This window comes from Caulobacter sp. NIBR1757, assembly GCF_027912495.1.
Taxonomy (GTDB): Bacteria; Pseudomonadota; Alphaproteobacteria; order Caulobacterales; family Caulobacteraceae; genus Caulobacter.
The window spans coordinates 2,767,631-2,790,000 of sequence record NZ_CP115463.1 but is presented as its reverse complement, the minus strand read 5'-3'; the positions used below and the strand labels follow the sequence as shown (position 1 = coordinate 2,790,000).

Below are 22,370 nucleotides of genomic sequence, written 5' to 3'. Positions count from 1 at the left end.
CCCGGGACGAGCTGGATCTGCTGCCGGCCTATGCCGTCCTGCTGAACGGGTTGGGGGACAGCCACAGCTTCGTCCAGGTCCCACGTGAACGGCAGACGGCCTTCTTCGCGCGGTACGGTCGCACCTTCGACGCGGTGGCCGGGCTGTCACGTGGCGGTTCCATCCCGCCGTCCTCCTTTGCGGGGCGCCAGACGCGTGAGGCGCGAAGCCTGCCGCTGGCCAACGGGGCCGAGGCGCTGTTGATGGTCGTTCCGTCGTTTAGTGGCTACCCGCCGGAGGCTCAGGCCTTTGCCGATGGTCTGTTCCAGACCTTGGCTGACGGCGCCCGGACTGCCTGCGGCTACGTCATCGATCTGCGCGGCAACGGCGGCGGCAACATGTGGCCGATGGTGACGGGGCTATCCCCCCTGCTCGGCAACGGCATGGCGCTGGGCAAGCAGGACTCCTCCGGCCCGCCCTATGTCTACGCCAATCTGCGGGACGGCGCGGCGGTGATCGCGCAAGGCGGCGGGGCGCCGAACCGGCTGCAGGCGGTGCAGGGCTGGCGGGACCTGCGTCTGACCGGAGCGCCGGTCGCCATTCTGCAGGACGGCGGCGTGGCGAGTTCGGGTGAAGCCGTATTGGCCGCCTTCATTGGCCGCCCCGCCACCCGAACTTTCGGAGAGCGCAGCTTCGGACTGGCCAGCACCAATGCCGGCTACAGGCTGGCCGACGGGGCCAACCTGGTCATCACCGTCGGCATGATGACGGACCGCGAGGGGCGCACCTATCCGGCGGGCTTCACGCCGGACGAGCCGATCCCCGCCGGACCTGGCCTGGCTGCCGATCCGGATGACGCCGTGGTCGAGGCGGCCAAGCTCTGGCTTGTCCGCCAGCCGGCCTGCCGCAAAGGCTGAGGCGCTATGAACCAGGTTCCCGATCCGGCCAGCTTTACACCCGATCCCGACCTGGATTGGTGGGAGCAGCCGAGCCGGCTGTCGGGAGCGATCTTCAACGCCAAGGTCATAGCGTTCCGGACCCGTCGTGGGTTGATAAATCTCACCGCCGGACTGAAGCCTTTGACGCCTGCGCCCAAGCCCGCCGACTATGTCCTGCTGGCCGAGGCGCGTAGCGGGCTGTGGACCGACGAGCGGTCGCGCGAGCATCGCCACCAGCGCGGCAAGGTCGAGAACCTGCGGCGGGCTACGACGGCGATCGGGGCGGGGAAGCTCGAGGCCGGACAGGTGTTCAGCTTCTGGCGGATCGTCGGCAAGGCCACGCGGCGGCGCGGCTATGTCGATGGGCGGATGATCCAGGAGGGTTGCCTGGTGCCGGCCGTCGGCGGCGGCCTCTGCCAGCTGTCGAACGCCCTCTATGACGTGGCCCAGCGGGCCGGGTGCGAGATCTTCGAACGGCATGGCCATTCGAAGGTGGTGCCGGGCTCGGCCTCGACGCATGGCCGGGATGCGACGGTGGCCTGGAACTATGTCGATCTGCGGTTTGCCCATGCCGCGCCGCTGCACATCGAAACCCGGTTGACCGAGGGCGAGCTGATCGTGCGGTTCAGTGGACCGGCGGCCGCCGGAGCCGCGGCGCCGAAAGGGTGCGCCGAGCCGGGCCGGGGCCCGATACTGGAGGCGCGCAGCTGCGACAGCTGCCAGCAGATCAGCTGCTACCGGCATGAAGGGCCAAGTCCGGCGACAGCCTCGGCGCGACGGGTCTGGCTGGTCGATGAAGCCTGGCCGGAGTTTCAGGCGCTGTGGGCGGAGCAGGCCGGGCCGGCTGATGTGCTCGGCCTGCCGCTGGATGGCGGGCGTTGGTGGATGGGACGCTATGCCTGGGCCGGCGCGCCGGCGGGCCGGACGCGGGACGCCATGCTGGCGGCCCTGGGACGGTCGGCGGCGGTGCGCCGGCTGGCCTCAAGGGGGCCGGAACGCCGGCGGGCCGAACTGGCCGGCGCCGAGGCTATCGCCCGGTCGCTGGAGCGGTTGCTGACGTCGGATGACCTGGACGTGGTGGTGGCCCAGAGCCTGCTGCCCTACCTCTGGCGACGGGGGCGGCTTGGCGGCCGGCGGTTCAGCGTGCTGATGACCCGCGCCCCGATCGGCGTGCTGCAGGCGCGGCTCGACGAGGCGCATGTGGCCGCGCCGGAGCAGGCCAGCCTGGCCGATTTCCGGGCCGATCCCGCCCTGGTGTCGGCCGAGGCCCAGGCGCTGGCGGCGGCGCACAGGATCCTGACGCCCCATGCGGCCGTGGCGGCGCTGTTCGGCGAGCGGGCCCAGCGCCTGGACTGGATCGCGCCGAAGCGTGGGCCGGCCGCCGCCGCCGCCGGCCGGCGCATCGCCTTTCCCGGCCCCACGGCGGCCCGCAAGGGGGCCTGGACGGTGCGCGAGGCGGCGCGGGCGCTCGATCTCGAGGTGGTGACGGCCGGTTCGGAGCTTGAGGGCGCCGGCTTCTGGGACGGGGTGAGGGCGCGGTCTGCCGGCGCCGACTGGCTGGAGGGCGTCGCCGCCGTGGTTCAGCCGGCGGTGGTCGAGGACAATCCGCGCCGGCTGCTCGGCGCCCTGGCGGCCGGCGTGCCAGTGATCGCCACCCCGGCCTGTGGTCTGGTCCCCCAGCCGGGGCTGATCCTGATCCCGCCGGGCAACGCGGCGGCCTTAATTGCGGCGTTGAAGTCGGTGATGGGCTGAGGGGACGCCGCAAGGAGGCTCCCTCGATGATCCGCTTCGCCCTCGTTCTCGCCCTGTTGCTGAGCGCCGGCGGCGCCTGGGCGTCCGAGCCCGTCGATCCGTTTGAGCGCCAGATCGCCCTTGGTCGGCTGTCGGCCATGGTCGGCGCCGCGGAGACGGTGATGGGCCAGGCCGCTGATGACGGCGAGGACGCCGCCGCCCAGTACGCCCGTCTCTATCGGACGTCGCTGGACCTGGAAGTCTTGCGGGCGCGGGCCTGTGGATCGGGGCGGATCTCGGGCAAGGTCTGCCGACAGCGCTATGCGCCGAAGTGGCTGCGGCCGCCGGGCAGCTTCAACCCGACCCTGGAGCAGGTCTGGCGCTGGACCGACCTGTTGCAGGGCGAGGTGATGGACGTGACCGCCGCCGTCTGCGCCACCGCGCCGCCCGACCCCGAGGGACCAGGCGCCTGTTCGGTGGAGTAGGGGCCTAAGCCGCCATTTTCGCGACGTGGCGCTCCAGCTGGTCGAGGCCGGAATTGGTCCCCTGTTCGAAGCCGGCGCCCACGTGCTCGGCGTACATCCGCTGGGAGGCGAACACCGTCGTCGAGGTGACGGTCGTCTTGCCGCCCAGGTCTTCGAAGGTGATGGTGGTGACCATCCGCTCCGCTCCGGCGATCTCGAAGCCGTTGTCCCATTTGATGAGCCTGTCCGGCACGATCTCCAGATAGGTCCCGCCGAAGGGCGGGTTCTGGACGCCGGTCGAGCCGGTCATCGCCATTCGCCACTGGCCTCCAACCCGGAAGTCCATCTCGCAGAAGGTGACCGGCCAGCCGACGGGCCCGAACCACTGCATGATGTGCTCGCGCTCGGCGTGGGCCTTGAACAGCAGGCGGGCCGGGGCGTCGAACACCCGGACGATGCTCAGGGTGCGGGCGGCAACGCTCGTGTCATCGCTCATCTTCTGCGTCCTTCTCCTTGAGTTGCTTCACATAATCATCGAGCCGCTCGAAGCTCTCTTCCCAGAACCGGCGATAATCGCCGAGCCAGGCGTCGACGCCGGCCAAGGCTTTCGGATCTAGCCGCACGGGGCGGAACTGGGCCTCACGGCCTCTCGACACCAGGCCCGCCCGCTCCAGCACCTTGAGGTGTTTGGAGATGGTCGGCTGCGCCAGGTCGAAGGCGTTGACCAGCTGGTTCACCGTCGCCTCCCGTCCGGCAATGCGGGCCAGGATGGCGCGGCGGGTCGGATCGGCCAGGGCGCCGAACACGCGGTCCAGGGTGTCGTCAACGACAGGCATGTGCATCGCCTCTCTTCAATATAGCCAAATGGCAATATGAATGGGTAGCTGTCAAGAGCGGGTGCGGGGCCGTGTCGCAGGGACAGGAGCGGAGGCCTCCACTATTCGGGGCGCCTTGCCTTCGTAGCGTCGAGCCTCCCCATGACCCAGCTGATCCGCGCCGCCTTTTCCGCCCGCTGGCTGTCCGGGGCCACGGTCTTCCTCGTCGCCTGGATCATCGGCTCGAAGGCCGCCGAGGGCATGAGCGCGCTGCAATGGGCCGGGGCCATCGTCGCCCTGGCCGGCTCCATCGCCTGGGCGGTGATCGAGCAGGTCTGGCCGGCGCATCAGCGTCTGCCCGCGGAAGACTAGCCCGGCGCGGGAACATCGCCCCAATCGGGCGATATCATGCGGAATTTCCTGATTCTTTCGGGGCTTATCCCCGCCTGTGACAGCGGGTCCGCTTGAATGCGCCCGCGAAGCGCCCAACTATCTTCTCAAACGTACCCGGTCGTAACGGTTTGGGTACGCCGCGACGCCGATTATCGGGTCGCGGGCAGGAGACAGGTAAATGTCAGAACTACGTACGCTTCCGGTGTTGCCGCTTCGGGACATCGTTGTGTTTCCCCATATGGTCGTGCCCCTGTTCGTGGGCCGCGAGAAATCCGTCCGCGCCCTTGAAGAGGTGATGCGCGGCGACAAGCAGATCCTGCTGGCCACCCAGAAGAACAGCGCCGATGACGATCCGGCCGCCGACGCCATCTATGACGTCGGCGTCGTGGCCACCGTGCTGCAACTGCTGAAACTGCCCGACGGCACCGTCAAGGTGCTGGTCGAGGGCAAGCAGCGCGCGGCCGTCACCCGCTTCGTCGGCTCGGAAGACTTCTATGAAGCCGAGGCCGCCATCCTCGACGAGGACGACGGCGAGGAGCATGAGGCCGAAGCCCTCAGCCGCGCCGTGGCCGAGCAGTTCGAGGCCTACGTCAAACTCAACAAGAAGATCCCGCCGGAAGCCCTGGCATCGATCCCGCACATCACCGAGCCCGGCAAGCTGGCCGACAGCATCGCCGCCCACCTGTCCGTCAAGATCGGCGACAAGCAGCAGCTGCTCGAGCTGTTCAATGTCGTGAAGCGGCTGGAGAAGGTGTTCTCGCTGATGGAGGGCGAGATTTCCGTCCTGCAGGTCGAGAAGAAGATCCGCAGCCGCGTCAAGCGGCAGATGGAGAAGACCCAGCGCGAATATTACCTGAACGAGCAGATGAAGGCGATCCAGCGCGAGCTGGGCGATCAGGACGACGGTCGCGACGAACTGCTCGAGCTCGAAAAGCGCATCAAGAAGACCAGGCTCTCCAAGGAGGCGCGGACCAAGGCCGATGCGGAGCTGAAGAAGCTGCGCAACATGAGCCCGATGTCGGCCGAGAGCACGGTGGTGCGCAACTACCTCGACTGGCTGCTGTCGATTCCGTGGGGCAAGGCCAAGCCGAAGAAGATCGACATCGCCAAGGCCGAGGCCATCCTCGAAGAGGATCACTACGGCCTGGAGAAGGTGAAGGAGCGGATTCTCGAGTACCTGGCCGTCCAGGCGCGGACCAACTCGCTGAAGGGCCCGATCCTTTGCCTTGTTGGTCCTCCCGGCGTCGGCAAGACCTCGCTCGGCCGTTCGATCGCCAAGGCGACCGGGCGTGAGTTCATTCGCCTGTCGCTCGGCGGCGTGCGCGACGAGGCCGAGATCCGCGGTCACCGCCGGACCTACATCGGCTCGATGCCCGGCAAGATCATCCAGTCGATGAAGAAGGCCAAGGCGGTCGATCCCTTCTTCCTGTTCGACGAGATCGACAAGATGGGCAGCGACTACCGGGGCGATCCGTCCTCGGCCCTGCTGGAGGTGCTGGACCCGGCGCAGAACTCGACCTTCGCCGACCACTACCTCGAGGTCGACTACGACCTCAGCCAGACGATGTTCGTGACCACGGCCAACAGCCTGAACATGCCCCAGCCCCTGCTGGACCGCATGGAGATCATCCGCATCCCCGGCTACACCGAGGCCGAGAAGATCGAGATCGCCAAGCGGCACGTGCTGCCCAAGCTGACCAAGGACCACGGGCTGACGACCGAGGACTTCATCGTTCCGGACAAGGCGATCCAGGACCTGATCCGCTACTACACCCGGGAAGCCGGCGTGCGGTCGCTGGAGCGGGAACTGGGCAACCTGGCGCGCAAGACGGTTCGTGACCTGGCCCGGGAAGACGTCACGTCGATCACCATCGATGACGAACGCCTGGCCAAGTACGCCGGCATCCAGAAGTACCGCTATGGCGAGACGGACGAGGAGGACCAGGTCGGTATCGTCACCGGTCTGGCCTGGACCGAGTTCGGCGGCGAGATCCTGACCATCGAGGCGGTCAAGATGCCCGGCAAGGGCCGCATGTCGATCACCGGCAACCTCAAGGACGTCATGAAGGAGTCCATCGCCGCGGCGAACTCCTATGTGCGGTCGCGGTCGACCAAGTTCGGCATCAAGCCGCCGCAGTTCGAGAAGACCGACGTCCACGTCCACGTTCCGGAGGGGGCAACCCCGAAAGACGGTCCCTCGGCCGGTGTGGCCATGGCCATCGCCATCATCTCGGTGCTGACCGGCATTCCGATCCGCAAGGACATTGCCATGACCGGGGAGGTGACCCTGCGGGGCCGCGTCCTGCCGATCGGCGGCCTGAAGGAAAAGCTGCTGGCCGCCCTGCGCTCGGGGATCAAGACCGTCCTCATCCCGCAGGAGAACGAGAAGGACCTGGCCGACGTGCCGCAGACGGTGAAGGACGCCCTCGAAATCGTCCCGATCTCGACGGTGGATGAGGCCATCGCCCGGGCCCTGATCAGCGCTCCGGTCGCCATCGAGTGGTCGGAGGACGATGAGCCGGTTGTTGCGCCTGCGAAGGTGGAAGACGCCGACGGAGACGCCGTAATTACCCACTAAGGGTGACCATCGGTATATGAACGTCGATAATGTGCGCGGCCCGGGGCGACTCGGGCCGCGTTTCTTTTGACGGCCAGCCGACAGTCTTCATAATCGTTTCAGGCGAGGGGCCTCGCGCGATGCGCGAAGACCGCGCCGCACAACGGATTTGGGCTGGGAGACTGCGTATGACGAAGGCCGAACTGGTCGCCGCGATCGCGGACGGCGCGGGATTGAACAAGACCCAGGCGGGCGCCGCCCTGGAAGCCTTTACCGCGGCGGTGACCGCCTCCCTGAAGAAGGGCGAGGATGTCCGTCTGGTGGGCTTTGGCGCGTTCAAGGCCGTCTCCCGGGCGGCCGGCACAGCCCGCAATCCGCGGACCGGCGAGACCGTCAAACGTCCGGCCAGCAAGACCGCCCGCTTCCAGGTCGGTGAAGGTCTGAAGTCGGCGCTCAACGGCTAGGCTTCCGTTCGGCGGCGACGGCGGTTACACCCGTCCGGCGCGGGCGGCTAGCTCAGCTGGTCAGAGCATCTCGTTTACACCGAGAGGGTCGGCGGTTCGAACCCGTCGCCGCCCACCATTCTCTTTCGGGAGATTGACGGATCACCGCCGCCACCAGCGTCTTCATCCTGATCGTCGCCTTTTTGACCGCCGTCCTGACCGGCGTGTTCGGCCTGGCGGGCGGGCTGGTGCTGATGGGGGCGCTGGCGCTGGTGCTGCCGGTGTCGGCGGCGTTCGTCACCCATGGGGTCATGCAGATCGTCGCCAATGGCTCGCGGGCCATCCTGCATCGCAAGCACCTGAACTGGCGGATCATTGGGCTGTACGCGGTTGGCGCGCTGGTGGCGGGGATCATTGTCACCCTGGTCAGCTACAGCCCGTCGAAGCCTCTGCTGTTCCTGATGCTGGGGCTTTGCCCGGTCCTGGTCTGGCTGCCGCGCGGCTGGCTGTCGCTGGATGCGGCCAGGCCGCCGCAGGCGCTGGCCTGCGGGTTGCTGGTCACCGGGCTGAACCTGTTGGCGGGGGTGGCGGGGCCGCTGCTCGACATCTTCTTTGTGCGCACGGAGATGACCCGCCACCAGATCGTCGCCACCAAGGCGGGGACCCAGGTGTTCAGCCACCTGGCCAAGGTGGTGGTGTTCGGGGCGCCGTTGATCAAGCTTGGCGGGGCGGGGGTTCCGCCCTGGTGGGTGTTCGCCCTGGCGGCGCCGCTGTCGATCCTTGGGACCATGGTCGGCGGCAGGATCCTCGACCGGCTGACCGATGTGTCGTTCCTCAAGTGGACGCGCTGGATCGTCACCGGGGTCGGGGCGGTTTACCTTTTTCAGGCCTGGAGGCTGTTTCAGGCCTGAGCGGTCATCCAACGGGAGGCGCGGCGCGTAGGTAGGGGCATGATCCTGCTCGCTGTCGCCGTGGCTGTTGGCCTGAGCGCCTGGATGACCATCGCATGGTCCTACCAGAGGGCCGTCGGCAATGGCGGCTGGACGGACGTCTTCTGGAGCTTCGGCATGGGGCCGGCGGGGGCGGTGGCCGCGCTCTGGCCGCTCGGCGGCGAGACCAGTCCGCGCCAGTGGATCGCCGGCGGGCTGATCCTCTTCTGGTCGCTGCGGCTGGGCAGCCATCTGAGGCGGCGGGTCTCCGGAGCGCCGGAAGATGCGCGCTACGCCGGCTTCCGCAAGGCCTGGGGCAAGGCGTTCCAGGCACGGATGTTCGGCTTCCTGCAGTCGCAGGCCGTGGCCGGCGCTCTGCTCTGCATCGCCATCCTGGTGGCGGCGCGCAACCCTGCTCCGGGGCTGGCCTGGAGCGATATCGCGGCGGGGCTGATCCTCGCGGGCGGTATCGGCGGCGAGAGCCTGGCTGACGCTCAGCTGTCGAAGTTCAAGGCCGACCCGGCCAATAAGGGCAAGGTCTGCGACGTCGGCCTGTGGGGCTGGTCGCGGCATCCCAACTACTTCTTCGAATGGACCATCTGGCTGGCCTGGCCGGTCATGGCCCTGGGAACCAGCCTGACGGCCTGGCCCTGGGGCTGGCTGGCGCTGATCGGGCCGGCCTTCATGGCCTGGCTGCTGATCAAGGTCTCGGGCGTGCCGCCGCTGGAGCAGGCCATGCTGAAGTCGCGGGGCCAGGCCTACGCCGACTACCAGGCCCGCGTGTCCCCCTTCTTCCCTCTGCCGCCGAAAGCCTGAGCCATGGATCTTCTGAAGACCGCGATCAACGCCGCCGAAAGCCTTCCGGCCCCCGACATGATCCGCAAGGCGGCGATCAGCTGGCTGGTCGAGAAGCAGCGGCTGGAACTGCTGGGCCTGCCCGACGATCTGCCGGAACAGTTCGCCAGGGACATGCGCGCCCGCCCGATCGCCGAGCACACCGATGCGGCCAACGACCAGCACTACGAGGTGCCGGCCGAGTTCTTCCGCATCGTGCTGGGGCCGCGCCTGAAATACTCGAGCTGTCTCTACGACCAGGGCGCTCGGACCCTGTCCCAGGCCGAGGATCGGGCGCTGACGGTGACCTGCGAGCACGCGCGGCTGGAGGACGGGCAGGACATTCTTGAGCTCGGCTGCGGCTGGGGTTCGCTGTCGCTGTGGATGGCGGCGCGGTACCCGAATGCGAAGATCACCAGCGTCTCCAACTCCAACGGCCAGCGCGAGCATATCGAGGCCCAGGCGAAGGCCCGGGGCTATTCGAACCTGAAGGTCATCACCGCCGACGCCAATGTCTTCCAGCCGGAGGGGACGTTCGACCGGGTGGTCTCGGTCGAGATGTTCGAGCACATGGCCAACTGGGGCCAGCTGCTGGGCCGGGTGCGGGACTGGCTGAAGCCGGAGGGACGGCTGTTCATCCACATCTTCAGCCATCGCTCGCAACCCTACCGGTTCAGCCACGAGGATCAGGAGGACTGGATCGGCAAGTACTTCTTCACCGGCGGCTTCATGCCCAGCCACGACCTGATCCGCGATTTCGGCGACCTGTTCGAGGTCATCGAGGACTGGAAGTGGAACGGCGGCCACTATGAGAAGACGGCGCTTGATTGGCTGGCCAACATGGACCGCGAGGACCTGGCGGTTCGGCGCATCATGAAGGCGACCTACGGAGACCATGCCGGGGTCTGGCGGCGGCGCTGGCGGCTGTTCTTCCTGGCCACGGCCGGGCTGTTCGGGCATCGCGACGGGCAGGAGTGGGGCGTCAGCCACTACCTCTTGAGGCCGGTGAGATAGCGGCTGAGGCCGGTGCTGCCCTCATCCGACCCCTTCGGGGCCACCTTCTCCCGACAAGCGGGAGAAGGGCGCTAGATCCAGTCGCGGCGGTAAATCACCGTCGGCTCGTCGTGGTAGGTGGTGTGGGCCAGTTCCTGGAAGCCGAGCTTTTCGGCGACGCGGACCGAGGGGCCGTTGCCCGGCGAGATGATGCAGCAGCTGGGGGCCGTGAACACCGTCTGGCCCCAGGCGAGGGCGGCGGCGATGGCCTCGGTGGCGTAGCCCTTGCCGTGCGACCAGGGCTGCAGGGCCCAGCCCATTTCCGGCATGCCGGTCAGCGCGGGGGAGATGTCGCGGTGGAAGTCGGCGAAGCCGGCCTCGCCGACGAAACGGCCGGAGGCCTTCTCGAAGATAGCCCAGAAGCCGTAGCCCAGCGCCTGCCAATGGCCGATGTAGCGCAGGGTGCGGGCCCAGACCTCTTCACCTGAGGCCGGGCGGCCGCCGATGAAGCGGGTGACCTCCGGATCGCTCCAGAGGGACAGGCAGTCGTTGAAGTCGTCGGGCGTGTGGCCGCGAAGCACAAGGCGGTCGGTTTCGAGCACCGGCGCGGCGGAGAGGGCAGGAGTCACGTGGTGGCTCACCCGAAAGGCAGTCAGGAAGAGGAAGGGCCGGCCCCCGCAGAGGGCCGGCCCTGAAAGCTCTAGTCGATCTTGAGGTTGGTCGCCGAGGTCTTGCCGCTGCGACGATCCTGCTCGAGGTCGTAGGAGACAGCCTGGCCTTCGTTCAGGCCACGCAGACCGGCTTGTTCAACCGCCGAGATGTGGACGAACACGTCGCCGCCACCGTCGTTGGGCTGGATGAAGCCGAAGCCCTTGGTGCCGTTGAACCACTTGACCACGCCCGAACCCGGACCAGCCGGTTCACGCGAGCCGCCGCCGCCACCGCCGGCGCGGGGGCCGTCGAAGGAGCGCGGGGGACGGTCGAAGGAGCGTTGCGGACGGTCGAAGCCGCCGCCACCGCCACGCGCGCCGCCGCTGGGGGGCGGGCCGCTGCCGGTGACAACCAGTTGGCCGGCCGACAGCTTGCCGCTGCGGCGGTCCTGTTCCAGCTCGTAGTTGACCTGATCGCCGTCGTTCAGGCCGTGCAGGCCAGCTTGCTCGACCGCCGAGATGTGGACGAAGACATCGCTGCCCCCGTCATCGGGTTGGATGAAGCCAAAACCCTTGGCTCCGTTGAACCATTTGACCGTACCGCGCGCCATGTAGTCGTCCTAGTAGAGTAGTGACCGCCAGATGGCGGCCCAGAATTCCGCCACGATGGCGGCATCGACCGGTGGATTTAGCGTCATAGTGGGCAGAGCGCTAGATGCTACCGCGCCGTTCGGGCGAACGACGTTTGAAGTTTTTCGCGTGCCGCCTAGAGCTTTCTCCCTTCCGCCAGCCAAGGCTGGGCGCCGGATGTGGCGGAAGGGAGGCAGGCCCGGTCATTTTTCGGCGGCGGCCCTGAGATCGTTCAGGCCCTTTTCGAAGTCCCTGCCGAGCGTCTTGTCCATGCCCATAACGGTGTCCATCACCTTGAACATCAAGGGAGATTTGCCGGTCATGGCCCAGGTCACCTTCGTGCCGGCGCCCTCGGGAACGAGGTCGAAGGTGGCGGTATTGCTGGCCGGAAAGGGCTTGGTGAAATCCAGCGCGATGGCCACCCGGCGGCCGGGCTCGGCCTCCTTGATCCTCATGCTGCCGGCGCCGGCCTTCTTGCCGTCCCAGGCGTAGGTCCCGCCCAGGCCGGCCGCCGGGTCGCCGAAGGTGCGCGTCATGTCGGGATCCAGCTTCTCGAAGGGCGACCACTGGCCCCACTGATGGAAGTCCTGGATCAGGGCGTAGACCTTCTCGGGCGGGGCGTTGATCGTCGTGCTGCGCTGGATGATGAAGCTGTCAGGCTTGGTGCTGGCGAAGGCGACCAGGGCGATGACGGCCAGGGCGATGACGCCGAGGATGATGAGGATGATCTTGAGCATCGGGGTTGTCCTGAATGCCTGACCGGTACGGCCAGGGCGTCGGTCATGGGTGTTTCGTACAAAACCTAAGGACGGTGGGGAGGTACTGAATCCGACAGCGGCGGGAAACTTCACCGCAAAAAGCCTAAGTCACTGACAATAAACAATAATGGGTATGGCAGGTGTTACGATTGCGACGGGTGAGTGTTGTGGTCTTGTTGGGGTTGTATGGGGGTGGTGTTGGGGATGCGTTGTGGTGGCGTACTGAAATTGGCAGGCGTGTTCGGAAAGCTGGGCGCCCCGCTTATCGAAGCGGTTCGACCATTATAGCCCCGATGCCTCGAGCCACCCACAACCGTCACCGGGGGCAGGCTACCCCGCCAGCAGGCTGTCGATCTGCCGCCGGATGTGGGTGGCTTCGGCGAGGCTGCCGGCCAGGGCGATGGCGCGGTCGAAGGCTTCGCGGGCTTCAGGCTTGCGGCCGAGCTGGGTGAGCAGCCAGCCGCGCAGGCCGTGGAAGTGGAAGTAGCCGGAGAGGCGGTCGGCCAGGGGATCGACCAGGGCCAGGGCGGCCTCGGGGCCGGCGGTCTTGGCCACCGCGACGGCGCGGTTGAGGGTGACGACCGGGGAGGGGGTCATCCGCTCGAGACTGGCGTAGAGGGCGTCGATCTGGGCCCAGTCGGTGTCGGCGGGCGTCTGCGCGCGGGCGTGAAGGGCGGCGATGGCGGCCTGGATCTGGTAGGGGCCCGGCCGGCGGTGGCGGATGGCTTTGTCGATCAGGGCCAGGCCCTCGGCGATCATCTTGCGGTTCCACCGGGACCTGTCCTGGTCGTCGAGCAGGATGACCTCGCCCCCGGCGTCGAAACGGGCGTCAGCCCGCGACTGCTGCAGCAGCATCAGGGCGGTGAGGCCCATGATCTCCGGTTCGGTCTGGAAGAGGCGGAGCAGGAGGCGGCCGAGCCGGATGGCCTCGCCGGCCAGCTGGCCCCTGTCCTCGTCGCCCGGGCCGGCCGAGTAGCCCTCGTTGAAGATCAGGTAGGTCATGGCGGCGACGGCCGCCAGGCGTTCGGAGCGCTCTACGGCGCCGGGAGTCTCGAAGCTGGTTCCGGCGGCGGCGATGCGGGCCTTGGCGCGGGTGATGCGCTGCTCCATGGCCGCCTCGCCGACCAGGAAGGCCTTGGCGATCTGGCGGACGCTCAGGCCGCTGACGATGCGCAGGGCCAGGGCGATCTGCTGGGTGGCCGGCAGGGCGGGGTGGCAGCAGATGAACATCAGCCGCAGGACGTCGTCGCGGTAGTCGGCGCCGTCGAGGCGGTCGGCGAGGTCGGGCTCGGCGTCGCCCAGATCGCTGATCTGCTCCTCGTCGGGGAGGGCGGTTTCCCGTTTCAGCTTGCGGACCTGGTCAATGCCGGCGTTGCGGCCGACCATGATCAGCCAGGCGGTCGGATCGCGCGGCGGCCCCTTGTCCGGCCAGGTGCGCAGGGCCCGCAGGCAGGCGTCCTGAAAGGCCTCCTCGGCGGTGTCCAGGTCGCGGAAGTAGCGGAGCAGGGCGCCGACGGCCTGGGGGCGGGCCGAGGTCAGGGCCGACTGGATCCAGGCCGGATCGGTCATCAGAGGGCGCCGAGGGACGCGCCGGGATTGAACAGCGCCAGCGGGCGGACCTCATAGCTGCCGAGGCCGGGGTTGGCCCTGGCCAGATCCCTGGCGACGCCGAGCGCTTCGCCCAGGTCAGCGACATCGAGGATGTAGAAGCCGAGCAGCTGTTCCTTGGTCTCGGCGAAGGGCCCATCGATGACCAGCGGCTCGTCGCCCTTGCGCAGGGTGGTGGCGGCGGTGGTCGGCAGCAGGCGGGCGACGGGACCAAGCTTACCGGCGGCGACCAGCGGCTCCTGCACGGCCCGCAGGTCGGCCATGACCCTGGCCTCATGGTCCGGGGCCCAGGCCGAGGTGACGTCTTCCTGGTTGTAGCAGAAGATGGCGTAGAGCATGGTCGTGGCCTCCGGTGACAAACTGAGGACGGGCGATGGGAGGGTGAGCCGACAACGCCGCCGAAAAATTGTCCAGCGGGACGATGGGTGAGGACAGGCGAACGCGTCGGCGGGCGATGAACTGTCATCCTTCGGTCGGCGAAGCCGATCCGGAGGACCCACCGGGGAGCGGAACCGGCTGGAGCTGGAAGGCCGGCATCGCTGTTCGAGCAACCCTTCCGACGCCAGCTGCCAAGCTTACGGGTGGGTCCTCCGGATTCCGCTTCGCGGAACCGAAGGATGACAGGGAAAAGAGGGGAACCGCCCGTTGTCCGCGTTACAATCCGTTCATGACAAGATGATAATATTGCAATGAGACAAGCGTCTCACTAAAGAACGCCGTATCGCAATCACAGACGCTACGGACTATCCCCATGACCAACCCTCAACGCCACGACCTGTACGGTCCCATCCACAAGGGCCTGCGGCTCGGCTCCTCGCGCCTGTTGATGGCGCTCGGCCAGATCGAGACCCGCGACCGCCACGCCGTCGCCGACTTGATCGGCCAGTTGCGCCTGCACCTGCAACTGGCCGAAGAGCACCTGCAGCACGAGGACGCCGAATACAACGAGCCGCTGCGCAGCCGCGCGCCCGAGCTGGCTGCCCGGCTGGCCGACGACCACGACCACCACTACGAGACCTTCCGCGCCCTTGAGCGGATGATCGACGCCCTGGAAGCCGCCCCCGACGAGCGCCGGGCCGCCGTCGGTCGGGCGCTGTACCTGCGCTTCTCGACCTATTTCGGCGACGACCTGGCCCATATGGCCCGCGAGGAGCAGGAGGCGCTGCCCGCCTTCCACGCCCATTTCAGCGACCAGGAGCTGATGGACATGGAAAGCCGCATCATCCAGTCGATCGCCCCCGAGCGACTGACCCAGTACTATTTCATCATGCTGCCCGGCATGAACCCGGCCGAGCGGGCGACCTTCCTGCGCTACATCCGCGCCAACGCCCCGCCCGAGGCCTACAGCCACATCCTCGACGACGTGGCCCGCACCGCCCTGCCGCCCGAGCAGTTCCGGGTGCTGAATGAGGACCTGGCTTATGTCGCTTGAGAGCGCCCTGACCCCGGCGCAGATGGACGCCCGCATGGACGAGCATTTCGCCTTCGAGGCTGCCGACAATGTCGCCGGCGTGCTGGCCACCCTGGCCGAGGATGTCGAGCACGACATCGTCGGCTGGCCGACGGGGCCGACGCATGGGCGGGCCGGGGCGCAGCCCTTCTACGAGACCCTGTTCGCCGACCTCGCCGACGGCCGGGTGGAGACCCTTCGCCGGCTCTACGGCGAGGGTTTCATGGTCGATGACTCGATGTGGCGCGGCCGGGCGCCCGGGCGTCCGTTCGGGCTGGAAGGCCGAGGCCGGCCGCTCGAATTCCGGCTGTTGCATGTGGTGGAATTCGCCGACTCGGGGGCAATCCGTCGGGAGAATGTGTGGCTCGACCTGGCCGCCATCCTCCAGCAACTGCCGCAGGACTGAGGTTTGCCCCAGACACCCGTCAAACCCGGTCGCAGCAACCAGCGCCAGCGCACCCGCAAGGACCTGCTGGAGGCCGCCGGCCGGCTGATGCGGAGCGGCGAGAAGCCGAGCCTGGAGGCCATCGCCGAAGCGGCGCTGGTCTCGCGGGCCACGGCCTATCGCTACTTCGCCAACCTCGACGACCTGCTGGTCGAGGCGGCCCTGCATATGAGCACGCCGGAGGCGGCCGAGCTGTTCCCGGAAGGGCCGCCGGAAGACGCCGTGACGCGGCTGGGCCGGGTCGATGACGCCCTCGACGCCATGATGGCCGCCAACGAGGGGACGTTGCGGCTGATGCTGTCCTCGGCGGTGCAGCGCGGGCGGGCCGGGCCGGACGACCCGCCGCGCCGCCAGAACCGCCGCTCGCCGATGATCGAGGCGGCGCTGGCGCCCTGTTGCAGCCAGTTCGAGCCGGCGGCCCTGGAGCGGTTGGCCAAGGCGCTGGCGCTGGTCGTGGGGTCGGAGAGCATGATCGTCTTCAAGGATGTCCTGGGCCTGGAAGACGCCGAGGCCAAGACGATCAAGGCCTGGGTGATGGCCGCGCTCGTCGAGGCGGCGAAGAAGGGCCTCTGAGTGGTCACCTTCGGCTGACAGAGGCGTTGTAGCGTGCTGCTATGGCCTCCCCCGCTAAGGACTCCCGATGAGCGACACCCCCAACTGGCGAAGCCGACTGCCGGGCGCGCGGCTGCCGACGCCCGGGCTGACCAAGGCGTTGATCGCCGGGTTCGAGGGCGTGCGCCTCAGTGTCGAGGAGGCGGAGGACAGTCTGGTCGCCGCCGCCGATCGGCTCGCCCCGCTGCGGGCCCCCTGGGCGCGGGAGGCGTTCAACATCCTGGCCATCTCCGGCGGGGCGGCGGGCGGCGCCTATGGGGCCGGCATCCTGGTCGGGCTGACCCGGGCCGGGCGGCGGCCGGACTTCGCCATCGTCACCGGGGTCAGCACCGGGGCCCTGATCGCCCCCTTCGCCTTCCTGGGGCCGCGCTGGGACGACCGGCTGACCGACGCCTACACCGGCGGCCATGCCTCGGACCTGCTGGGCATCGCCAAGCTGGGGCCGGGGTCGGGGGCCATCTTCCGCTCGGACTCCCTCGACCGGCTGGTCAGCCGCTTCGTCAATGCCGAGATGCTGGCGGAGATCGCCGTCGAGCACGCCAAGGGCCGCCGCCTGCTGGTGGCGACGACGGACCTCGACCGCCAGCGCACGGTGATCTGGGACATGGGCGAGATCGCCAGCAAGGGCGGCGATGAGGCCCTGGCCCTGTTCCGCACGGTGCTGGTCGCCTCGGGCAGCCTGCCGGGCATCTTTCCGCCCAAGCGCATCGTCTGCCAGTCCGGCGGGGTGCTGTACGAGGAGATGCATGTCGATGGCGGGGTGACGACGCCGCTGTTCCTGATGCCCGAGGCGCTGCTGCGCTGGCGCAAGCTGGGCCAGCGGCTGGCCCGCAGCCAGGTCTACGCCATCGTCAACACCGTGCTCGACCAGGCCCCGCGCACCACCCAGAACAACATCGCCGCCATCCTGATCCGCAGCTTCGACACCATGCTGCGCTTCAGCTACCGCCACGCCATTGAGGTGACGGCGGCCTTCTGCGCCCGCCACCGGCTGCCGTTCAGCATCGCCTCCATCCCCGACCCGGGCGAGGCCTTCAGCATGATGAGCTTCGACACCGCCTCCATGCGGCGCAACTTCGACAATGCGGTGGAGCGGGCGATGGGGGACAGCCTGTGGGTGACGCCGGTGGCGGAGCCGAGCGTGGCGGCTGGCCTGCTGGCGTCGCTGAAGATGCGGCCGGAGCGGGCCGGGGCGGTGCCGAGGAACGGGCGGGTGGTGGATCCGGGAGGGGAGCCGGAGGGGTAGGCGCTGCCATCACTTCAGGGCCGGGAAGCGCTTGTGGCGGCGAACCGGCGACTGTGAGTTCGCCTCTGGGCTCCCTTCTCCCCTCGCGGGAGAAGGTGTCGGCGAAGCCGACGGATGAGGGGGCTCCCCGGCCTTCGACACAGCCTAAATTTACCGCCACTGCGCGGCTTAGAGACCTATCGACCCCTCATCCGGCGCTTCGCGCCACCTTCTCCCACAAGGGGAGAAGGGACCCCTCACGGCAGCTGAACCCGTCTTGGGCGCCGGTTGTCACCAGCGATAGCCCGGGGCTTCGTGGAGAGAGTTTTACTCAGTGCCCGGTCGCGCCCTTCTTCTTCGGGATCAGGTGCAGCACCCCGACGATGACGCCGCCGATGACCGCGCCGACCACCGCCGACAGGGCGGCGAAGGTGATCCAGCCGAGCAGGGGGCCGACGGCCGGGACCGCGCCGGCGGCATGGGCGGCGGCCTCGACCCAGACCGGGATCGGGCCGAGATGATAGTGCTCCAGGCCATGCACCAGGATGCCGCCGCCGACCCACAGCATGGCGGCGGTGCCGACGACCGACAGGCCCGACAGCACGGTCGGCATGGCGCGGACCAGGCCTTTGCCGAGGGCGGCCGTCGGCCGGCGCGGGCTCTTGGCCAGGTGCAGGCCGATGTCGTCCATCTTCACGATCAGGGCGACGACGCCGTAGACGGCGATGGTGATGCCGATGCCGACCGCCATCAGGGCGACGGCGCGGATCATCAGCGGCTGGCTGGCCACCTCGCCCAGGGCGATGGCCATGATCTCGGCCGACAGGATCAGGTCGGTGCGGATGGCGCCGGCCACCTTCTGTTTTTCCAGCTCGGCCGAACTGAGGGCCAGATCCTCCGGCCCGTCGACCTCGTGCTCGCCGTGGAGGAAGAGGGCCTCGAAGATCTTCTCGGTGGCCTCGAAACAGAGGTAGGCGCCGCCCATCATCAGCAGCGGCTGGATGGCCCAGGGGGCAAAGACGCTGAGCAGCAGGGCGCCCGGCAGCAGGAAGACCAGCTTGTTGATGAAGCTGCCCCTGGCGATCTTGGCGACGATCGGCAGCTCGCGGTCGGGCGTGAAGCCGACGGCGTAGTTGGGGGTGACGGCGGTGTCGTCGATGACCACCCCGACCGCCTTGGTCCCGGCCTTGCCGGCGGCGGCGGAGACATCGTCCAGCGAGGCGGCCGCGATCTTGGCGATGCCGGCGATGTCGTCGAGAAGGGCGGCGAGTCCGGAAGCCATCGGCGTCCTTCCGTTGCAGGGATGGTGGTTGGGTAGAGGCTAAGCGCCGGGCCGTAAAGCCGGCAGGCGTCGGGCGCGAACCTTGCCGCCGCCGTCGGCCGTCTGGAAGTCGCCGGCCAGGCCCAGGCGGGCGTTGCAGGCCGGACAACGGACTTCCTGGTCGGCCGGCTCCTGGCCGGTGATGACGACCACGCCGCCGCAGGGCTTGCACTTCCAGCGGTCGCCGGCCGATTCGACCGGCGTCGGCTCCGGGCGCGGCGGCGCGGCCGGCGGAAACTTCAGCTTCAGGATCGGCCGGCGGGGGGGATCGGACATCGGTGGGGCCTTCTGGACGGCCGCGGACTTTAGGCCGCAATGGTCGCAACGCAAACGCTCGGGCGGCCAAAAAGCCGGTGCGCAAAGCGGACGGTCCTGGCGCTCCGCGAATACTGACTGCCGCGTTAGCGGGCAGGCAAGGACAACCCATAGGCAGCTTTGGTTATCCGAAGGTGGAGATTAAGCATTAATACAGCCAATGGTGTGTTGACTAGATCAAAGGTTGAGCTCGTCAACAACTTAAAACGGGTAATATGTGGTCTTGATCTATTTGGCGCGGCGATGTGGCGCACTCAATTCGAGCCTAGTAAGTCTTCGTACATATAACGCCGTTCAACCCCTGTTAACTCCAAGGCGTCATTGGTCGCGCATCAATACCCCCCGGAGAAGACCTGATGAAATCGTTGTTCAAAAGCGCGGGCGGCCAAGGGGCGGTCCTGAGCGCTCTGGACCGTTCCCTGGCCATCATCGAGTTCAACAAGGATGGCGTCATTCTCCGGGCCAACGCCAACTTCTGCGGCGCGATGGGCTATGCCGAGGCGGAACTGAAGGGCAAGCACCACAGCGTCTTCGTCCCCGCCGAATACGCCCGGAGCGCCGAATATTCGGCCTTCTGGTCCAAGCTTCGACGCGGTGAGTTCGACTCCAACGAATATTGCCGGCTGGCCAAGTCCGGCCAGGAGGTCTGGATCCAGGCTACCTACAACCCTGTTCTCAACGGCCGCGGGGCTGTCGAAAAGGTGGTGAAGGTGGCCCAGGTGACCACCGAGGCCAAGCTGAAGGCCGCCGAAGCCGAGAGCAAACTGACGGCGCTGGACCGGGTCCAGGCGGTCATCGAGTTCACGGTCGGAGGCGAAGTCATTACCGCCAACGAGAACTTCCTGAAGGTGCTCGGCTACCGGCTGGACGAGGTCAAGGGCCGCCACCACCGGATGTTCGTCGATCCCGCCTATGCCCAGAGCCCCGAGTACGCCGCCTTCTGGCGCAAGCTGAACGCCGGCGAGTTCGTCGCCGACGAGTTCGAGCGGCGCGCCAAGGACGGATCGTCCGCCTGGATCCAGGCCTCGTACAATCCCGTCTTCGACGCCAGCGGCCGGGTTGTGAAGGTGGTGAAGTTCGCCACCGACGTCACCGGACGCGTGCGGTCGGTCGACCAGATCGCCGGGGCGCTGGCCAAGCTCGCCGACAATCAACTGGGCTACCGGATCACCGCCGCCGTCGATCCGGCCTTCGAGAAGGTCAAGGCGGACTTCAACGGCGCCGTCGCCACCCTGCAACGCACGATGGACGCGGTGAAGTCGGCGACGGACACCGTCAGCGGCGGATCGAGCGAGATCGCCCAGGCCTCCGACGATCTGTCCCGCCGCACCGAACAGCAGGCCGCCAGCCTCGAGGAAACGGCCGCCGCCCTCGACCAGATCACCGCCACGGTCAAGCGCACGGCGAACGGGGCCAAGCAGGCCGCCGACGCCGCCGGCCAGGCCCGCGTGGAGGCCCAGAAGTCCGGCGACGTCATGCGTGAAGCGGTCGGCGCGATGAACGAGATCGAAAGCTCGTCGGCCCAGATCAGCCAGATCATCGGCGTCATCGACGAGATCGCCTTCCAGACCAACCTGCTGGCGCTCAACGCCGGCGTCGAGGCGGCGCGGGCCGGGGATGCCGGTCGGGGTTTCGCGGTCGTGGCCTCCGAGGTGCGGGCGCTGGCCCAGCGGTCGGCCGACGCGGCCAAGGAGATCAAGGCGCTGATCAGCACCTCCAGCGCCCAGGTCGGGCGCGGCGTCAAGCTGGTCGGCGACACGGGCCAGGCGCTGTCCATCATCGTCGAGGCGATCGCCAACATTGACTCCCTGGTCGTCGATATCGCCGCATCCACCAAGGAGCAGGCGACGGGGATGAGCGAAGTCAACACCGCCGTGAACCAGATGGACCAGGTGACGCAACAGAACGCCGCCATGGTCGAACAGGCCACCGCGGCCGCCGCCAGCCTGCAAAGCGAGGCGGCCAACCTGGCCCGGCTGATCTCGGTCTTCGACGTCGGACAGACCGACTCGTCGTCCTACGCGGCCCCGCGTCAGGCCCCGCAGCCTCGCCCAGGCGTCACCCATTCCTCGACCGGCCCGACCAATCCGGTCCATCAGGCGCGCTCGCGCGTCGCCGCCTTCGCGCGCACCGGGGCCGCGACGGCCTTGAAGCCCGCCGCCGAGTGGGAAGAATTCTGATGTCCGTCGGCTGCCGCTGAGATCGCCGGGCGTCTGGCTCCAGGCCGGACGATCCGCTAAGGACGCGGCGTGATCCGCCCGCCGCCCCATACCTTCTCCGTCGCCCCGATGATGGACTGGACCGACCGTCACTGCCGGGCGCTGCACCGGGCGCTGACCGGACGGGCGCTGCTCTACACCGAGATGGTCACCACCGGGGCCGTGCTGCACGGCGACCGGGACAGGCTGCTCGGCTATGACCCGGTCGAGCATCCGGTGGCGCTGCAGCTGGGCGGCTCGGACCCCGACGACCTGGCGGCCAGCGCCAGGATCGGCGCGGACCTGGGCTATGACGAGATCAATCTCAACGTCGGCTGTCCCTCCGACCGCGTGCAGTCGGGGCGGTTCGGCGCCTGCCTGATGCGCGAGCCGGAGCTGGTGGCCGACTGCATGGCGGCGATGATCGGCGCGGTCGATGTGCCGGTGACTGTGAAATGCCGCATCGGCGTCGATGACCAGGAGCCGGCGGACAGCCTGTTCCGGCTGGTCGACCTGTCGGCGGCGGCCGGGGTGAAGACCTTCGTCGTCCATGCCCGCAAGGCCTGGCTGAAGGGCTTGTCGCCGAAGGAGAACCGGGACATCCCGCCGCTCGACTATCCGCTGGTCTACAGGCTCAAGCGCGAGCGGCCGGAGCTGACCATCGTCATCAACGGCGGGGTGGCGTCGCTGGACGAGGCCGAGGCCCATCTGGCGCATGTCGACGGGGTGATGATGGGCCGGGCGGCCTATCACGAGGCCGGGCTGCTGGGCGAGGTGGACCGGCGGCTGTTCGCGGCCGACGGCGGCGATGTCTCGCCCTTCGAGGCGGTGGCGCGGTACCGGCCCTATCTGCTGGCGCGGCTGGAAGAGGGCGTACACCTGCCGGCCATGGTGCGGCACATGCTGGGCCTGTTCCACGGCCGGCCGGGCGCGCGAAGCTGGCGGCGGATCCTGACGGTCGAGGGCGTCAAGGCAGGCGCGGGGATCGAGGTCGTCGATCGGGCTCTGGACGCGGTGAGCGGGGCGCGGGCCGCGGCGTAGGGGATTTCCACGGGTTGCGGGTCGTTACCGCGCCGCCTACC

At 68.2% G+C, this 22,370-nt stretch carries 24 protein-coding genes, 1 tRNA gene and 1 pseudogene (1 of these 26 cut by a window edge); 16 read left to right on the top strand and 10 right to left on the bottom strand.

What is annotated here, in order from left to right; genetic code table 11:
* The 3 genes in view from O5I81_RS13795 to O5I81_RS13785 are tightly spaced (at most 26 nt apart) and all read left to right on the top strand, a layout consistent with a single transcriptional unit that may run on beyond the window.
* On the top strand, window positions 1-896 hold the 3' portion of the coding sequence (locus O5I81_RS13795) for a S41 family peptidase (RefSeq protein ID WP_271065452.1). Its footprint begins 196 nt before the window's first position; only the last 896 of its 1,092 coding nucleotides appear in the window; its start codon lies beyond the left edge, outside the window; its stop codon occupies window positions 894-896.
* 6 nt (window positions 897-902) lie between these two features.
* Window positions 903-2,669, top strand: coding sequence for a VanW family protein (locus O5I81_RS13790; protein ID WP_271065451.1), 1,767 nt, complete (start codon window positions 903-905; stop codon window positions 2,667-2,669).
* 26 nt (window positions 2,670-2,695) lie between these two features.
* Window positions 2,696-3,133 (top strand): hypothetical protein, encoded by a 438-nt coding sequence (locus O5I81_RS13785; RefSeq protein WP_271065450.1) that lies wholly within the window; start codon window positions 2,696-2,698, stop codon window positions 3,131-3,133.
* Window positions 3,134-3,137: 4 nt separating this feature from the next.
* On the opposite strand, the gene O5I81_RS13780 is transcribed toward O5I81_RS13785, so the two are convergent.
* Entirely contained in the window at window positions 3,138-3,608 is a 471-nt protein-coding gene (locus tag O5I81_RS13780) for an SRPBCC domain-containing protein (protein ID WP_271065449.1), read from the bottom strand.
* Window positions 3,598-3,948, bottom strand: coding sequence for a metalloregulator ArsR/SmtB family transcription factor (locus O5I81_RS13775; protein ID WP_271065448.1), 351 nt, complete (start codon window positions 3,946-3,948; stop codon window positions 3,598-3,600). The genes O5I81_RS13780 and O5I81_RS13775 overlap by 11 nt, the downstream gene beginning before the upstream one ends.
* Window positions 3,949-4,089: 141 nt before the next feature.
* Between O5I81_RS13775 and O5I81_RS13770 the strand changes: the two genes are divergently transcribed.
* The 7 genes from O5I81_RS13770 (at window position 4,090) to O5I81_RS13740 (ending at window position 10,097) form a co-directional block, all read left to right on the top strand.
* On the top strand, window positions 4,090-4,299 hold the full coding sequence (locus O5I81_RS13770) for a hypothetical protein (RefSeq protein WP_271065447.1): 210 nt from the start codon (window positions 4,090-4,092) through the stop codon (window positions 4,297-4,299).
* Window positions 4,300-4,498: 199 nt separating this feature from the next.
* Complete coding sequence (lon, locus tag O5I81_RS13765; protein WP_271065446.1) at window positions 4,499-6,898, top strand: endopeptidase La; 2,400 nt, start codon at window positions 4,499-4,501, stop codon at window positions 6,896-6,898.
* Between the two features lie 167 nt (window positions 6,899-7,065).
* On the top strand, window positions 7,066-7,341 hold the full coding sequence (locus O5I81_RS13760; RefSeq protein ID WP_271065445.1) for an HU family DNA-binding protein: 276 nt from the start codon (window positions 7,066-7,068) through the stop codon (window positions 7,339-7,341).
* Window positions 7,342-7,382: 41 nt separating this feature from the next.
* Window positions 7,383-7,459 (top strand) — tRNA-Val (locus O5I81_RS13755).
* A 22-nt stretch (window positions 7,460-7,481) separates the two neighbouring features.
* The gene (locus O5I81_RS13750; protein ID WP_271069032.1) at window positions 7,482-8,231 is read left to right on the top strand and encodes a sulfite exporter TauE/SafE family protein; all 750 of its coding nucleotides are present in this window, start codon (window positions 7,482-7,484) and stop codon (window positions 8,229-8,231) included.
* Window positions 8,232-8,270: 39 nt separating this feature from the next.
* Window positions 8,271-9,065, top strand: a complete 795-nt coding sequence (locus tag O5I81_RS13745) for a DUF1295 domain-containing protein (protein ID WP_271065444.1) — start codon at window positions 8,271-8,273, stop codon at window positions 9,063-9,065.
* A gap of 3 nt (window positions 9,066-9,068) precedes the next feature.
* On the top strand, window positions 9,069-10,097 hold the full coding sequence (locus O5I81_RS13740) for a cyclopropane-fatty-acyl-phospholipid synthase family protein (RefSeq protein WP_271065443.1): 1,029 nt from the start codon (window positions 9,069-9,071) through the stop codon (window positions 10,095-10,097).
* 71 nt (window positions 10,098-10,168) lie between these two features.
* On the opposite strand, the gene O5I81_RS13735 is transcribed toward O5I81_RS13740, so the two are convergent.
* From O5I81_RS13735 to O5I81_RS13710, 6 genes and pseudogenes are all read right to left on the bottom strand, one after another.
* Entirely contained in the window at window positions 10,169-10,705 is a 537-nt protein-coding gene (locus O5I81_RS13735) for a GNAT family N-acetyltransferase (RefSeq protein WP_271065442.1), read from the bottom strand.
* A 71-nt stretch (window positions 10,706-10,776) separates the two neighbouring features.
* Entirely contained in the window at window positions 10,777-10,974 is a 198-nt protein-coding gene (locus tag O5I81_RS13730) for a cold-shock protein (RefSeq protein ID WP_271069031.1), read from the bottom strand.
* Window positions 10,975-11,145: 171 nt separating this feature from the next.
* Window positions 11,146-11,337, bottom strand: a pseudogene (locus O5I81_RS13725) (cold-shock protein); the annotation flags it as partial.
* Between the two features lie 222 nt (window positions 11,338-11,559).
* Complete coding sequence (locus O5I81_RS13720) at window positions 11,560-12,093, bottom strand: SRPBCC family protein (protein ID WP_271065441.1); 534 nt, start codon at window positions 12,091-12,093, stop codon at window positions 11,560-11,562.
* Between the two features lie 351 nt (window positions 12,094-12,444).
* The gene (locus O5I81_RS13715; RefSeq protein ID WP_271065440.1) at window positions 12,445-13,683 is read right to left on the bottom strand and encodes an RNA polymerase sigma factor; all 1,239 of its coding nucleotides are present in this window, start codon (window positions 13,681-13,683) and stop codon (window positions 12,445-12,447) included.
* Window positions 13,683-14,060: a YciI family protein gene (locus O5I81_RS13710; RefSeq protein WP_271065439.1), complete on the bottom strand. Its 378-nt coding sequence runs from the start codon at window positions 14,058-14,060 to the stop codon at window positions 13,683-13,685. Before O5I81_RS13710 ends, O5I81_RS13715 begins: the two co-directional genes overlap by 1 nt.
* Before the next feature lie 413 nt (window positions 14,061-14,473).
* Between O5I81_RS13710 and O5I81_RS13705 the strand changes: the two genes are divergently transcribed.
* The 4 genes from O5I81_RS13705 to O5I81_RS13690 all read left to right on the top strand — a co-directional run bounded on the left by O5I81_RS13705 (window position 14,474) and on the right by O5I81_RS13690 (window position 17,475).
* Window positions 14,474-15,154, top strand: a complete 681-nt coding sequence (locus tag O5I81_RS13705; RefSeq protein WP_271065438.1) for a hypothetical protein — start codon at window positions 14,474-14,476, stop codon at window positions 15,152-15,154.
* Window positions 15,144-15,578 carry an ester cyclase gene (locus tag O5I81_RS13700; protein ID WP_271065437.1) on the top strand — a complete coding sequence of 145 codons (435 nt, stop codon included), beginning with the start codon at window positions 15,144-15,146 and terminating at the stop codon, window positions 15,576-15,578. The genes O5I81_RS13705 and O5I81_RS13700 overlap by 11 nt, the downstream gene beginning before the upstream one ends.
* Window positions 15,579-15,581: 3 nt before the next feature.
* On the top strand, window positions 15,582-16,190 hold the full coding sequence (locus O5I81_RS13695; protein WP_271065436.1) for a TetR/AcrR family transcriptional regulator: 609 nt from the start codon (window positions 15,582-15,584) through the stop codon (window positions 16,188-16,190).
* A gap of 67 nt (window positions 16,191-16,257) precedes the next feature.
* Window positions 16,258-17,475 (top strand): patatin-like phospholipase family protein, encoded by a 1,218-nt coding sequence (locus O5I81_RS13690; protein WP_271065435.1) that lies wholly within the window; start codon window positions 16,258-16,260, stop codon window positions 17,473-17,475.
* A gap of 310 nt (window positions 17,476-17,785) precedes the next feature.
* On the opposite strand, the gene O5I81_RS13685 is transcribed toward O5I81_RS13690, so the two are convergent.
* Window positions 17,786-18,736 (bottom strand): DUF808 domain-containing protein, encoded by a 951-nt coding sequence (locus O5I81_RS13685; protein WP_271065434.1) that lies wholly within the window; start codon window positions 18,734-18,736, stop codon window positions 17,786-17,788.
* A 39-nt stretch (window positions 18,737-18,775) separates the two neighbouring features.
* Window positions 18,776-19,051 (bottom strand): hypothetical protein, encoded by a 276-nt coding sequence (locus O5I81_RS13680; protein ID WP_271065433.1) that lies wholly within the window; start codon window positions 19,049-19,051, stop codon window positions 18,776-18,778.
* Window positions 19,052-19,446: 395 nt separating this feature from the next.
* On the opposite strand from O5I81_RS13680, the gene O5I81_RS13675 reads away from it, so the two are divergent.
* Both O5I81_RS13675 and dusA read left to right on the top strand, forming a co-directional pair.
* Window positions 19,447-21,270 carry a PAS domain-containing methyl-accepting chemotaxis protein gene (locus tag O5I81_RS13675; RefSeq protein ID WP_271065432.1) on the top strand — a complete coding sequence of 608 codons (1,824 nt, stop codon included), beginning with the start codon at window positions 19,447-19,449 and terminating at the stop codon, window positions 21,268-21,270.
* 69 nt (window positions 21,271-21,339) lie between these two features.
* Window positions 21,340-22,329 (top strand): tRNA dihydrouridine(20/20a) synthase DusA, encoded by a 990-nt coding sequence (gene dusA, locus O5I81_RS13670; RefSeq protein WP_271065431.1) that lies wholly within the window; start codon window positions 21,340-21,342, stop codon window positions 22,327-22,329.
* Window positions 22,330-22,370 lie beyond the last annotated feature (41 nt).